The sequence below is a fragment of the Kribbella sp. HUAS MG21 genome, assembly GCF_040254265.1.
In the GTDB taxonomy this organism is placed as follows: domain Bacteria; phylum Actinomycetota; class Actinomycetes; order Propionibacteriales; family Kribbellaceae; genus Kribbella.
On sequence record NZ_CP158165.1, the window covers coordinates 5290886 to 5303370 of the forward strand.

At 69.1% G+C, this 12485-nt stretch carries 12 protein-coding genes; 7 read left to right on the top strand and 5 right to left on the bottom strand.

Annotation, left to right across the window (positions count from 1 at the left end):
* Positions 1 to 16: 16 nt before the first annotated feature.
* Positions 17 to 514, bottom strand: coding sequence for a hypothetical protein (locus tag ABN611_RS25855; protein WP_350274819.1), 498 nt, complete (start codon positions 512 to 514; stop codon positions 17 to 19).
* Between the two features lie 478 nt (positions 515 to 992).
* Between ABN611_RS25855 and ABN611_RS25860 the strand changes: the two genes are divergently transcribed.
* The 4 genes from ABN611_RS25860 to ABN611_RS25875 all read left to right on the top strand — a co-directional run bounded on the left by ABN611_RS25860 (position 993) and on the right by ABN611_RS25875 (position 4973).
* Positions 993 to 1235, top strand: a complete 243-nt coding sequence (locus tag ABN611_RS25860) for a DUF2933 domain-containing protein (RefSeq protein WP_350274820.1) — start codon at positions 993 to 995, stop codon at positions 1233 to 1235.
* A 38-nt stretch (positions 1236 to 1273) separates the two neighbouring features.
* Positions 1274 to 1969, top strand: a complete 696-nt coding sequence (locus tag ABN611_RS25865) for an ABC transporter ATP-binding protein (RefSeq protein ID WP_350274821.1) — start codon at positions 1274 to 1276, stop codon at positions 1967 to 1969.
* A gap of 65 nt (positions 1970 to 2034) precedes the next feature.
* Complete coding sequence (locus ABN611_RS25870; protein ID WP_350274822.1) at positions 2035 to 3432, top strand: ABC transporter permease; 1398 nt, start codon at positions 2035 to 2037, stop codon at positions 3430 to 3432.
* Positions 3433 to 4001: 569 nt separating this feature from the next.
* A complete protein-coding gene (locus ABN611_RS25875) occupies positions 4002 to 4973 on the top strand; it encodes a hypothetical protein (RefSeq protein WP_350274823.1) in 972 nt (323 codons plus the stop codon).
* A 167-nt stretch (positions 4974 to 5140) separates the two neighbouring features.
* On the opposite strand, the gene ABN611_RS25880 is transcribed toward ABN611_RS25875, so the two are convergent.
* The gene (locus tag ABN611_RS25880; RefSeq protein WP_350274824.1) at positions 5141 to 5749 is read right to left on the bottom strand and encodes a L,D-transpeptidase; all 609 of its coding nucleotides are present in this window, start codon (positions 5747 to 5749) and stop codon (positions 5141 to 5143) included.
* 357 nt (positions 5750 to 6106) lie between these two features.
* On the opposite strand from ABN611_RS25880, the gene ABN611_RS25885 reads away from it, so the two are divergent.
* Positions 6107 to 9037 carry a BTAD domain-containing putative transcriptional regulator gene (locus ABN611_RS25885; protein WP_350274825.1) on the top strand — a complete coding sequence of 977 codons (2931 nt, stop codon included), beginning with the start codon at positions 6107 to 6109 and terminating at the stop codon, positions 9035 to 9037.
* A gap of 4 nt (positions 9038 to 9041) precedes the next feature.
* On the opposite strand, the gene ABN611_RS25890 is transcribed toward ABN611_RS25885, so the two are convergent.
* Positions 9042 to 9428 carry a hypothetical protein gene (locus ABN611_RS25890; protein WP_350274826.1) on the bottom strand — a complete coding sequence of 129 codons (387 nt, stop codon included), beginning with the start codon at positions 9426 to 9428 and terminating at the stop codon, positions 9042 to 9044.
* Positions 9429 to 9710: 282 nt separating this feature from the next.
* Here ABN611_RS25890 and ABN611_RS25895 point away from each other — a divergent pair, with 282 nt between their 5' ends.
* Together ABN611_RS25895 and ABN611_RS25900 are read left to right on the top strand one after the other, a co-directional pair.
* A complete protein-coding gene (locus ABN611_RS25895) occupies positions 9711 to 10598 on the top strand; it encodes a LysR family transcriptional regulator (protein ID WP_350274827.1) in 888 nt (295 codons plus the stop codon).
* 25 nt (positions 10599 to 10623) lie between these two features.
* The gene (locus tag ABN611_RS25900) at positions 10624 to 10992 is read left to right on the top strand and encodes a RidA family protein (RefSeq protein ID WP_350274828.1); all 369 of its coding nucleotides are present in this window, start codon (positions 10624 to 10626) and stop codon (positions 10990 to 10992) included.
* 4 nt (positions 10993 to 10996) lie between these two features.
* Here ABN611_RS25900 and ABN611_RS25905 read toward each other — a convergent pair whose 3' ends face one another.
* Positions 10997 to 11221 carry a hypothetical protein gene (locus ABN611_RS25905; RefSeq protein WP_350274829.1) on the bottom strand — a complete coding sequence of 75 codons (225 nt, stop codon included), beginning with the start codon at positions 11219 to 11221 and terminating at the stop codon, positions 10997 to 10999.
* Between the two features lie 251 nt (positions 11222 to 11472).
* On the bottom strand, positions 11473 to 12468 hold the full coding sequence (locus ABN611_RS25910) for an aldo/keto reductase (RefSeq protein WP_350274830.1): 996 nt from the start codon (positions 12466 to 12468) through the stop codon (positions 11473 to 11475).
* Between the last annotated feature and the right edge of the window lie 17 nt (positions 12469 to 12485).

The window sequence follows — 12485 nt, forward strand, 5'->3', positions numbered from 1 at the left end:
GCTCGATGGGGCACCGTCATGCTGGGTGGTGTCCGGTGTGGTCTTCGGTCGGTGTCTGTGCCGGCGGAGCCGGGTTGTCAGCGGGGCCGTCGCCGGTGATCGCGGGCCCGATGACGAAGGCCGACAGGGAGAACATGCCGGCGAAGACCGCGACCGCGATCGCCGGTGCCCGCCAGGTCCGGAATCTCCGGTACAGGCGCCGCAGGAGCGGGATGGAGAACCCCAACCCGATCACGAAGAACAGCGCGTTCCCGGTCGCCCCGGTGATCAGGGCCGCGCCGGCGAGCAGGCCGATGTGGTGCAGTACGTGGGGGACCAGCCCCAGAACCGCACCGGCGACGGCGCCGACGGCATCGCGGATCGCGGCGAGCCTGCTGCGCTCGATCCGCCGGTCCGGCCGCGAGGGAACAGGCGCGACGGCGCCTCTGTCGCGCCCGCCAGGGGTGCCGTCGCCAGCAGTCGTTTCGATGCCGATCTCGCTACTGCCTCGTCGCCTTGTGACGAAGCTCGTCATGACTGGGATGATTGCCCGGCGGCTCACGACACGACCAGCACGGCCGCACAGGACGGCGTGGGCCGTGCCAAGGCCGACCACGGCCCCGACAGCGACCAGCGCAGCCACCGCTGCGGCCGCCGTCACGGGTTCGCTCGCCGCCGCGATCTGTATGACCAGGATCGCGGTCACTCCCGCAAGGACGAGGCCGAGCAGCAGTTCGATGCCCCGTCCACCCGGTCGCCGCACGGCTCGCGGCGACCTGTCTGTTTGTGCTCGCTCGGCGGCGTCTGCTGAGCGCTGTGGGCGCGGCACCACCACCGGGGAATGCCTCCGGTTCATCACGCCTCCCAAGTCGGGGATTCATCGTCAACTCTGACTTTTGATACCCCCGGGGGGTAGGGACTATTGGGTGGGTGGCAAGGGACCTTGTGCCCTGATCCGGAACGCGTTCGGGGATCAGTCTGGGATCGAAGGACCAGGTGAAAAGGAGTGCGTCATGAAGCCCCGGAATATGGCTCAGTACGCGATCGCGTTGGCGATCTTGATTGTTGGCCTGGTGTTCGCCGGGGTCCCGGCGTCCACGCTGTTCCTGGCGCTGCTCGTGCTGGTCTGCCCGTTGATGATGCTGATCATGATGGGTGGGATGCACGGCTCCGGGGACGCGGGCCGCAAGGTCGATGAACCAACCGAGCACCGCCCCGGCGATGACGACCGCCGTCACCGCTCGCCGAAACCCTGAGCTGGCATCGATGATCAAAGGCAGGTGGCGAGGAACCGATGACACAACACACCACCGCGACGAAGCGACCTCTCGACGTTGCCGTCGGCGCTCAACCAGCGAGCCCGGCAACCGTGCTGGATGCCTCCGGGGTCGAGAAGGTGTACCGGCGAGGCCTCTGGCCGGTACGCCGGTCACGGCTCGTGCTCAAGGGCGCAGATCTGAGACTGGCACCGGGCGAGGTGGTCGGTCTGGTCGGCGAGAACGGCTCAGGGAAGTCGACGCTGATGAAGATCCTGGTCGGCGCGCTCGCAGCCGACGCCGGAACGGTCTCGGTGAACGGGAAACTTGGCTACTGCCCGCAGGAGCCGGTCGTGTACGAGCGGCTGACCTGTGACGAGCACTTCGAGTTGTTCGCCCGCGCCTACGACCTGCCCACCGAGGCCGAGCACCACGTCCGGCGCGAGTTGTACGAAGCACTCGGCTTCGAGCGGTACGCCGGAACGCGCGCCGACCAGTTGTCGGGCGGAACCCTGGCCAAGCTGAATCTCGCACTCGCCCTGCTGCCCGATCCCGACGTACTGCTCCTGGACGAGCCGTACGCCGGCTTCGACTGGGACACCTACCTGAAGTTCTGGCAACTCGTCGAACAACGCCGGCAGGCGGGTCGCGCGGTCCTGATCATCAGCCACTTCGTCGCCGACGAGGAGCGGTTCGACCGGATCGTGCACCTTCGAGAGGGGCGAACGAGATGACGGCGTCCTACGTCCTGGCCCGGCGGTTCCTCGCCGATTACGCGCGCAACCCGGTCAACCTGCTCGTGCTGATCCTCATCCCGGCCGTCTTCGTCGTCGCCGTGGCCGGGTCGATGGCCGACGCCGCACGGTTGCTCGGCGGGTCCGGCGCAGACGTGCCCACGGCAACGGCCGGCTGGGCGGCCGCCTTCCTCGCCGGCGTGGCCATGTACTTCCAGACCCGCGCGGCGCGTGCCGCCGACCGTCGCCTCGTGCTGGCCGGGCTGGCCGTGCGCCGGCTCGTCGCCGCGCGGTTGGCGACCGGCCTGGCCCTGTCGCTGCTGGTCACCGCCGTCGCGCTGGTGGCACTGAGCCTGCGGACCGGCATCGACCAACCGCTCCGGGTCGCCGCCGGCACACTGATGTTCGCCGTGATCTATCTGGCCATCGGCGCCCTCGTCGGGGTGACGGTCCGCAACCCGGTCAACGGCACCGTGATCATCTTGTTCGTCTGGATCCTCGACGTCTTCTTCGGACCCGCCGTCGGCTCGCCGGACCGGCTGGCGACCCGCTGGTTCCCGACCCATTTCACGACTCTGTGGATGGTCGACCTGCCGTCCCGCCACGGCGGCCGGCCGGGCGATCTCGGATGGGCTCTGCTGTGGACCGTGTCAGCGTCACTTCTGGCCTGGGCGGTGCTGGTCGCGACCAGTCGGATCTCCCGGCGTCACAACCGTGGTCATGGCCGTTTCGCCACGGGACTGCGCATGGGTCTGCGCGACAATCGGCGCAACCTCGCGCTGCCGGCGCTCATGGTGGTCGTCCCGGTGGTGTTCATCTGGCTCTCCAAGGTGGTGACCGAAGACGGCTATCTCACCACGCAGGTTGTCGACGGCGGGCAGACGACGACCCGGTCCTTCTGGCTGCCCGACGTACACGCCGGCACCATGACGCCCATCGCCGTTGCGTCCCTGGCCGCATTGGCAGGCCTTTTCATCGTCCTTGACGCACGCAGCGGCGACAGCCGGCTCGCCTTGGCCGGATACCCCAAGACCGCGCTCCTCGTCGTCCGTCTCTGCATCGTCGCCCTGGCGGCCGCCGTCGTCACCGCGGCCGCCCTGACCGTGACCGCGCTGGTGTTCGACGCCCGCCAGCCCGTCATCTATGCCGTAGGCAACATCCTGATCGCCGCCACATACGCGATGATCGGAGTTTGCCTCGGACCCGCCTTCGGCCGGGTCGCGGGAGTGCTCATCGCCTTCCTCGTACCGTTCCTGGACCTCGGCATCGCCCAGAGCCCGATGCTCCAGAGCCAACCACCCGGCTGGGCGCGCCTCCTCCCCGGATACGGCGCCGACCGCGTCCTCCTAGACGGAGGCCTCACCGCTGACTTCGACCAGACAGGACCACTACTGCTGGCTCTGACCTGGCTGACCACGCTCACCCTCGCCGCGGCGCTCCTCTTCCGCCGGGCCGCCACCTGACGAGCCGCCGGCTCCGACACAACCTCGGGCGCTACGAGGTGCCGCTGACCAGCGGCGAGCATTCGGCCACGAGCCTGCCACGTAGCCCTGGGTGGTGGACAGGTCGAGGTGGCCGAGGAGCTTGGCGCCGATCGGTTCGCGTTGGCGGGTGATCGTTCCCGCACGCTCTGAAAGCGCAGCGCGCCGGCGCTCCAGCTCGGCCACATCCCGGCACCACCAGGAAGCTGGTCACGAGAGCGGTCGTCCGCGGATCATCCGCGCCGCGGACGCACCGCTCGGGTCCTGTGGTGGGGGGAACCGTTGGGCTTGGAGGGTTGGCCGGGACGAGTGAGTGCAGGAGCTCGTCACCACCGGCTGGATGCCGGCTCCTAGCTCCGAGGATCCGGCCGATACGATCGCCAACCCTGGGTTGCGGGCTTTCGTCGCAGCGCGGGAGCGGAGGGACCCGACCGCGACCAGCACGCGGGTTCTCGTGCGATCGGAGTCGCGGGGCCGGTGCTGCTGCTTGCCGCCGTACATCTGGTCTGTTCGGCAGCGGAGCGTCCGCCGGCGCCTGGCACGCCCGTTCGGTGCTGGCGCTGCGTGACGGCGTGACGCTCGTGTCCGACCAGCTCCGGCCGCGCGACACCGCTGCACACCGGTACGAGCAGAACCGGCACTTCCTGCCGGACGCCGACCTCACCCAGACCAGCACGTCCAAGGCGGCGGTCACGCGGTTCGGTTCTGGTGCGAACGTCGCGGTCGTTCCGGCCGACCCGGAGAAGCTGACCGCCACTGTTGCCAACGGCTACTACTCGCCGGAGTTCTACCGGGTCAGCAGCGCGAAGTACTCCTCGTACACCAAGACCGTTGCGGGACGTACGACGTTCGACACGCTGCTGCTGTCGTCGCCGGCGGCCGCGGACAGCGCCGTACGGATCAATCGGGTGCCCGTCGGGACGCTGACGCCGGACCTGGCGACCGCGTTGGACATCCGGTACGGCGACGGCGGCCGCGGCACGTACTACAAGTCCTGGGCGGCCAAGGCCAACCGCGCCTTCGGCACGTATACCTTCGACGGCAAGATCGTGTACGTCCAGGACACACCGGCCGGGACCGTCCAGTCCCTCGCCCTGTACGACGGCTCGACCGTGAAACGCGCCGGCAAGGTCCTGATCAGCTCACCAGTCGCCGTGCACAACCTCGCGGTGACCTACGACGGAACCACACTGCGCATCGATGGCAACGGGCTGACTGCATCCACCGACGCCACGAAGGCCATCGGGATCGCCGCCCAGACGCCACCGAAGTCGTCCTCAACGGCACCCCCGTCAACTTCACCCGCAACGGAGACCTCATCCACGCAGCCGCCGCCAGTTGAGCCCCGGCATGGATTGGACGTGCCGCACTACGCCGGCTCCACTGCAGGTCGCGGTCGCCGCGGAAGTATCCGACCGTCGGCACCGGGAGGCAGTCGCCGGGGCAGGCGGTGGTGCCAAGCAGTGCGCAGCCGCAAGCCACCCGCTCGCGGGACCCGGGCCGTGGAATGGTGCACCCGGTGAGCAACTGCTCGTGCGACCGTCTCGAAGTCCGCTCGGTCGTTCAGACTCGCGCAGGACAGCCCAGGGTTCCCTGCTCCGTCACTGCTCCGTCGGACGCTGACAAACGTCACTCATCATTGCGTGCCGGGCGAGCACGAAGATGTACCGGGCGCAGGCAAAGCCCAGCGTCAGTAGTCGCCGTACACCTGGACCTTGGTGCCGAGCGGGGTTTCGTTGAAGATGTGGTGGATCTCGGGGCGCGTGACACGGACGCAGCGGTGGCTGGCGGGGTACGGCTTGATCAGCGAGTTGACGCGGGAGCCGTGCAGCGCGATGCCTGGACGGTCCTTCAGGAAGTAGATCGAGTCGTACATGTACGCGTCGTCGTACAGGCTGCTCTCGTGGGCGCCGGCCCACTTGCGCCAGACCTTGCCGGTGCGGTTCGGGGTGTCGTACCCGGGGGCGCCGGTGGAGACCCAGACGATCCGCTTGTAGGTCTTCCCGACGATCTGGTACATGACCTGGCAGGTCTTGTTCACGTAGATGCCGGGTTCGCGCGTCGGCGTCGGGCGTTTGGTTGCGTTGAGCACCGAGTACGCGTCGTTCAGGGTGAGGCCGCCGCGGCTGACCGGCAACCCGTGCGTCTCGCGCCACGCGCACAGCGCCTGCTTGGCGCGCGCGGAGATATCGCCGTCGACGTCGCCGACCGGGTACCCGAGCTTGTCGAGCTGGCGTTCCACGCGCAGCGCGTAGTACTGCGGCCGCTGCTTCACCTTCGGCTTCGGCGTGGGTTTCACCGTCGGCTTCGCACTCGGTGAAGCCGTCGGCGTCGGGCTGGGAGCGTTGCTGGACGGTTGTGCTGGGGACGGTTGTGTGGGGGACGGCGTCGATTCGCTCGCGGCCACGTCCGAGCAAGCCGACAGACCGAACGACAGGACGACGGCAGCGGCAGCAAGACCACGTCGACGAGACACAGGTTCCCCTCTCCTCAGCACTTTTCAGCGTCGCAGAAGCACGCCCGGCGAACGCGCAGCGACCCGCCGAGACTATGCGCCCAAAGGTTCCTCGACGGGGCCTCAAGCGGGTGCCGTCACCGAACCGTTGCCTCCGCGCGATCAGCCGGGGACGACATCCGGGGCTGCCAGACTAGGCGCATGGAGTTCCGCATCCTCGGCCCGCTCGAGATCGTCGTCGACGGACGCACCCTCCCCACGCCTGCTCCGCGGTTGTGCGCGCTCCTCGCGATCCTCCTGCTGCGGCCGCATCGGGTGGTCTCGGTGGATGAGCTGATCGACGGCCTCTGGCCCGACGGCACGCCGCAGCCGGCGAAGCCCACCGCGACCGTCCATACCTATGTACGGCGCCTGCGCGACATCGTCGGCGCCGACGTATTGCAGACCCGCGGGCGCGGCTATCTGCTCGCCGCCGAGCCGACCGATCTCGTAGCCTTTCGCTCCGATCTCGCCACCGCGTCCGCAGATCCGGCCCAGCGCGTCGAACATCTCCGCAGCGCCCTCGCCCGGTGGCGCGGCGATCCGGTCAGCGTCGAGCCCACCGTTGCCGTCGGCCTCAACGAGGAACGGCTGACTGCGCTCGAGCAGTACTACGACGCGCGCCTCACGCGCGGCGAGCACGCCGCCATCGTCCCGGACCTCCAGACCATCAGCGCACAAGAGCCCCTGCGCGAACGCCTGACCGCGCTCCTGATGACAGCCCTGTACCGTAGCGGCCGGCAGTCCGAGGCGCTGTCGACGTACGACGCCGTCGCCGAACGGCTCGTCAACGAGTTCGGCCTCGACCCGACCGACAACCTCCGCGAGCTCCGCCAGGCGATTCTCACGGGCACCCTCGACGACTCCCCACAGCGGGACGAATGGCAGCGTCAGAATCAGCTGCCGCTCGACATCCGCGACCTGATCGGCCGCACCGACCTCGTCGACGAAGTCACCAAGCTGGTGTGCGCGGCCGGCGGCGTACCGGTCGTCGTTCTGTCCGGCACGCCTGGCATCGGGAAGACGGCTGTCGCCGTTCGCGTCGCGCATCAGCTCGGCGAGCAGTTCCCCGACGGGCAGTGGTTCGTACGGCTGCGGGGCGCGTCCGATCAACCGCGGCGCAGCGGCGACGTCCTCGTCGAACTGCTCCGCACCTCCGGCCTGGACCCATCGATGATTCCCGGTGATCTGGACGCTCGTGCCGGTCTGTTCCGTGCCCGGCTGGCCGGCCGCCGCGTTCTGCTCGTCCTCGACGACGCCCGCGTCGCTGACCAGGTCCGGCCGCTTCTTCCCGGTACGCCGGGAAGTGCCGTGATCGTCACGAGCCGCGGGACACTCGATGGCCTGATCGCTCTCGACGGTGCGGTCGGACTCCGCGTGGCGACGTTGACCCCGGACGACGGGGCAGCACTGATCGCGACCTTGGTGGACACGACTGACGACCTCTCCGAGTTGGTTTCCCTGTGCGCCGGGCTGCCGCTCGCGCTGCGCATCGCGGGTGCCAACGCAGCCCGCGACTCGGTTCCTGCGTACGTCGCCCGGATACGGACCGTCGGCACTCTGCCGGCTCTTGCCATCGACAACGACACAGCGATCGGTACGGCGTTCCGGATGTCCTACGACCTGCTCGCGCCCGACGTACAACGTGGTTTCCGTCTGCTGATGCAGTTCCCCGGCGCCGAGTTCGGGCGCGGCGCTGCCGAGGCGCTGATCGGACCCGGGTATGCCGTCGTGCTGAACCGGCTGGTGACTGCCGGCCTCCTGCAACCCGTCGGCAGCGAACGCTACGTCATGCACGACCTCGTCAAGCAGTACGCCGGCCTGCTCGGCGAGCCCGAGGTCACCGCATGGAACGCGCTGTGCTCCTGGTACGTCGGTACCGCGGATGCCGCCGTCACGGCCCTCTTCCCGAACGCGGTCCGCCTGCCGATCGCGGCGTACGACGGTGTTGCCCCGCGCGATCCCGCCGCGTGGATCGAACTCGAACTGGCGAACATCGAGGCAGTCGCCACTGCCGCGCTCGCCTCCGGGCCGCGCGACGTGGTCTGGTTGCTCGCGGACGTCGTCCGGCCATATCTGTATCAGTACAGCCTCAACAATGTCTGGCGAAACCTTGTCGAGCTCGGTTTGGCCGCGTCGCCGGACGTCCTCGGTCGCGGCGCCATGCTGCACGCCCTCGGCGTCCTCGCGCGGGTCACCGGTGATGCCGCGCTGTCGATGACGCACACCGGTGAGGCGATCGAGCTGTACCGCGAGGGCGGATTCGCGGTCGGCGAGGCCGCGCTGCTGTGCAACCTCGGGCTCGCGTACAACGACGCCGGCCGGCTCCGGGAGTCGGCCGACCTGCTCGCGTCCGGGATCGCGTTGCTGAGGTCGCTCGGCGAGACGCCCCGGCTGCCCACCGCGTTGCTGAACCAGTCGATGAACCATCTGCACCTGGGCAACTTCCGCGACGCAATCGACACCGCGACGGAGTGCCTGGCCATCGGCACCACCGCCACCGGCGGCTGGCTCGCGCGGACGAACCGCGCGGCGGCGTACATCGATCTCGGTCTCGACGACGAGGCCGAGGCGGAACTCGCAGACCGGCCGGGCGACAGCCGGCTCGAGCTGATCAGCTGGCTGCTCGTGAAGGCCGAGTTGTGCCGCGTGCGCGGCGACCACCGGACCGCGGTGGAGCATGCGTCGTTCGCGCTCCGCGACAGCCTGGAGGTCGCCTCGAACTACCACGAGTGCTTCAGCCGGCTGGTGCTGGCGGAGCTGTACCTCGGGATCGGGGAGCTGGCGACGGCGCGCGAGTACCTGACGCAGGTGGAAGAGCTGTCGAGCCGATCCGGGTACGCCACGCTGCTGGCCGACACCCGATGCTGGATCGCAGACTGCATCTTCCGTGAGGGGCACCCCGCGTCTGCGCTGGAACTCGCGCTGGCTGCCCTCGCTGAGCTAGAGGCCGTTGCGTACCGGGTCGGTGAGCATCACGCACACACGTTGGTGGCCGAGTGCTGTGAGGCGCTCGGCCGGCTCGACACGGCGCGTCGGCACCGCGAACTCGCCGACGAGTTCGTCCGCTCGTCGGGGTACGTCCCGCGATGAGGTTCTACAGCCCCAGGTCGCGGAGGAACTCGGGCTTGTAGGCCTGCAACACCACATACCGCGGGTCCGGAACCTCCATGTCCGCGTTCTTCGCCGCGTCGCCGGCAGCGTCGTGCGGCCCCACCGGGACGCTCGGGTCGGTCCAGGCCTGCTCGGCAGGATTCCAGCGGGTGATCGTGTACGCCGCCTCGAGGTGGTCGTCCGCCACCAGATCCTTGGCGGTCCGCTCGGCCTCCTGCGCGTCCTCGAGCGTATGCGTGTACATCAGCATCCGGTTCCCGTCCCGGGTCACCGTCACCTGACTCCCCAGCCGCTTCTGCGCATCGTCATCCAGATCCAACGCCCGCAACCGCTCCCAGAACGTCAACCCGTGCTCATCATCCCCAAGCACAACCTCAACCCGAAACTCCTCATCCGCCATAACGCACACCCTACCGACCGCAAGCTCGTCCCCGACGCGCAGACCCGCTGGACCCAGGCCTGCGGCATCACCCCGGCCGGGAAGCGGATCGCCAGGCCATCACAATCACGGTTCGTCAGCGGCCCGCAGCCTGGGCGGTGCGGGTTTCGAGCGATTGTGATGGGCCGGCGGTCGCCCGCGAAGGGGCGGGCGGCCGGGTCAACATGCGGCGCCGCAGAATCCTGCTGGTTCGATCGACTAGAGTTCTTAGTCATGGAGCTGAGGCATTTGGAGCACTTCGTGGCGGTGGCGGAGCAGAAGCACTTCACGCGGGCCGCGGAGGCGATGTCGATCTCGCAGTCGGGCTTGTCCGCCTCGATCCGGGCGCTCGAGCGGGAACTGCGGGCGTCGCTGTTCGTGCGGAACACCCGGAGCGTGGAGCTCACCGAGGCGGGGCGCGCGCTGTTGTGCGAGGGGCGCCGTACGCTCGCCGCCGCCGAGGCCGCGAAGGATGCTGTCGCCGCGGTGCAGGGGCTGCTGCGCGGGCACCTCACCGTCGGGTTGGAGCAGTGCCTCGGGGTGGTCGACGTACCGGCGTTGCTCGCCAAGTTCCGGTCCGCGTACCCGGGGGTGGAGATCGAGGTGCGGCAGGGCGGCTCCACGCCGATGCTCGACGAACTCGCCTCCGGGCGCCTCGACGTCGCGTTCGTCGCGACCGCGGGGGACCCGGTCGACGGGCTCGATCTGCGGCCGTTGTCGCGCGAGTCGATGGTACTCGTCTGCGCCCCGGACCACCGGCTCGCGAAGGCGTCCGGGGTGACGCTGGACGACCTGGCGGGGGAGTCGTTCGTCGACTTCGACCGGACGTGGGGCGCCCGCGCGATCTCCGACCAGGCGTTCGCCGCCGCCGGCGTCGCGCACCCCGTGACGATCGAGGTGAACGACGTACACACCCTGCTCGCCCTCGTCGCGCACAACCTCGGCGTCGCGCTCGTCCCCGAGCGCATCGCCGCCAAGCGCGGCGACCACGCCACCGTCACGCTCGCTCCTGGTACCGCCTCGCACTGGCAGGTCTCGGTCGCCGTACCCACCGGCACCGCCGCCTCGCTGGCTGCTGACGCGTTGCTCGGAATGCTTCCGACGACGGCGGTCCACGCCTGACCTTCGGCGCTGTGATGATCTGTGGGTGATCACTCCCGGTCCACTCGTTCCGGACGGTGGGGGCTATCGGCATTCGGTCGAAGTCACCGACGCCCGCACCGTTTACATCTCCGGTCAGATCCCGGTGTCGCCTGCCGGTGAACTCGCGCCGGATTTCGCCACGCAGTGCCGCCAGGTCTGGGCCAACATCGCGACCGCCCTGAGCCATCACGACATGGCTCTGACCGATCTGGTGAAGGTCACGACCTACCTGTCGGACCGCGCGTATCGAGCGGAGAACTCAGCCATCCGTCGCGAAGTCCTCGGTGATCACGCGCCGGCGCTCACCGTGGTCATCGCGGGGATCTACGACGAGGCTTGGCTGTTGGAGATCGAGGTTGTCGCCGCCAGGTGAGCGGTCACGCATACTGGAGGTTCGCCAGTTCGATCTCGGTGCCCGCGACGGTGAAGTCGTAGTGCGCCAGCCAGCCGTCCGAGCCGGCCGGGGCCCAGCGGACGAGCAGCTTCTGTCCGTCGGGTCGCCGTTCGACGATTTGTACGACGGTCAGACTGCCGCCGATGACCTCGTTACGGGCCCAGGTCCGGATCGCGTCCCGGCCCGCGATCGTCCGCGAGACGTCCACGATTTGTCCTGCCGGTCGGAACGCATTCACCAGCCCGTCGAGGTCCCGCCGATTGACAGCATCGACGTACGCCCGCACCGCCGGCAGCACATCGCTGGCCGCTGTACTGCTCGAGGCCGCGGGACCGGTCGAACGCCCGGCTGACTCGCCAGGGCTGGGCGATTCACCCGGCCCGGCTGATTCGCTGGGGTTGCTCACGCAGCCGGCGAGCGTTAGGACGACGGCTGCGGAAGTCAGCGCGCGGACAGCGATCACCGCTCGTCCTGCAGCAGCGTCGCGCCGACCGGTGTGATGCGGGCGAGTACGGCGTCGATCCGCTCGAGCGTGTCCGGGTGCAGCGTGAGGTCCGCGGCCGCCAGGTTCTCGACGATGTGCGCCGGCGTACGGCTCCCCGGAATCGGTACCACCGCCTGATCCTGATGCAGCAACCACGCCAGCGCCAGTTGACTGCGTGTGATCCCGAGATCCGCCGCGAGCGCCTGGAGTGCGTCGTACGACGCATTGTTCGCCTTCAAACTCTCCGCATCGAACCGCGGCGCGTTGTTCCGGAAGTCGTCCTTGTCCAGCGCCTGCACCGTCCCGGTCAGGAACCCCGCGCCGAGCGGACTCCACGGTACGACGCCAACACCCAACTCCCGCGCCACCTCGAGCAACGCCGGGTCGATCGGCCGCCACATCGACCACTCGGTCTGCACCGCGGCGATCGGATGGACGGCGTACGCGCGCCGCAGTTCGTCCGGCGTCACGTTCGACATCCCGAGGTGCCGCACCTTGCCCTCGGCAACCAATTCGGACATCGCCCCGACGGTGTCCTCGATCGGCACCTGAGGATCGGGGAAGTGCAGGTAGTACAGGTCGATCACGTCGGTCCCGAGACTGCTCAGGCTCGCCTCGGCGTACCCGCGAACGTACTTCGGCTCCGCATTGACCTGCAGCCGCTCGAACGCGTAGCCGACGTCGATGCGATGCGGTTCCGCCCCGTCCGCGAGCCGCAGCCCGAACTTCGTCGCGACCGTCACCTCGTCGCGCCGCCCGCGGATCGCGCGCCCGACGAGCTTCTCGTTGTGCGCGTCGTCGCCGTACCCGTCGCTGGTGTCGATGAACGTGCCGCCCGCGTCGATCGCCGCGGTCAGCGCCGCGAGCGCCCGGTCGTCGTCGATCGCGCCGTACATCCCGGGGGAGAGCACCATCGCCCCGAACCCGATCGGCGGTACGTCGAGCCCGCCGAGATTCCTGGTCTTCGTCATGCGCCCAGCATCGACGC

Excerpts from the sequence above, each read along its gene's own strand:
- ABN611_RS25855 (WP_350274819.1), bottom strand. The coding sequence starts at position 514 with ATGACGAGCTTCGTCACAAGGCGACGAGGCAGTAGCGAGATCGGCATC.
- ABN611_RS25860 (WP_350274820.1), top strand. The coding sequence starts at position 993 with ATGAAGCCCCGGAATATGGCTCAGTACGCGATCGCGTTGGCGATCTTG.
- ABN611_RS25865 (WP_350274821.1), top strand. The coding sequence starts at position 1,274 with ATGACACAACACACCACCGCGACGAAGCGACCTCTCGACGTTGCCGTC.
- ABN611_RS25885 (WP_350274825.1), top strand. The coding sequence starts at position 6,107 with ATGGAGTTCCGCATCCTCGGCCCGCTCGAGATCGTCGTCGACGGACGC.
- ABN611_RS25895 (WP_350274827.1), top strand. The coding sequence starts at position 9,711 with ATGGAGCTGAGGCATTTGGAGCACTTCGTGGCGGTGGCGGAGCAGAAG.
- ABN611_RS25910 (WP_350274830.1), bottom strand. The coding sequence starts at position 12,468 with ATGACGAAGACCAGGAATCTCGGCGGGCTCGACGTACCGCCGATCGGG.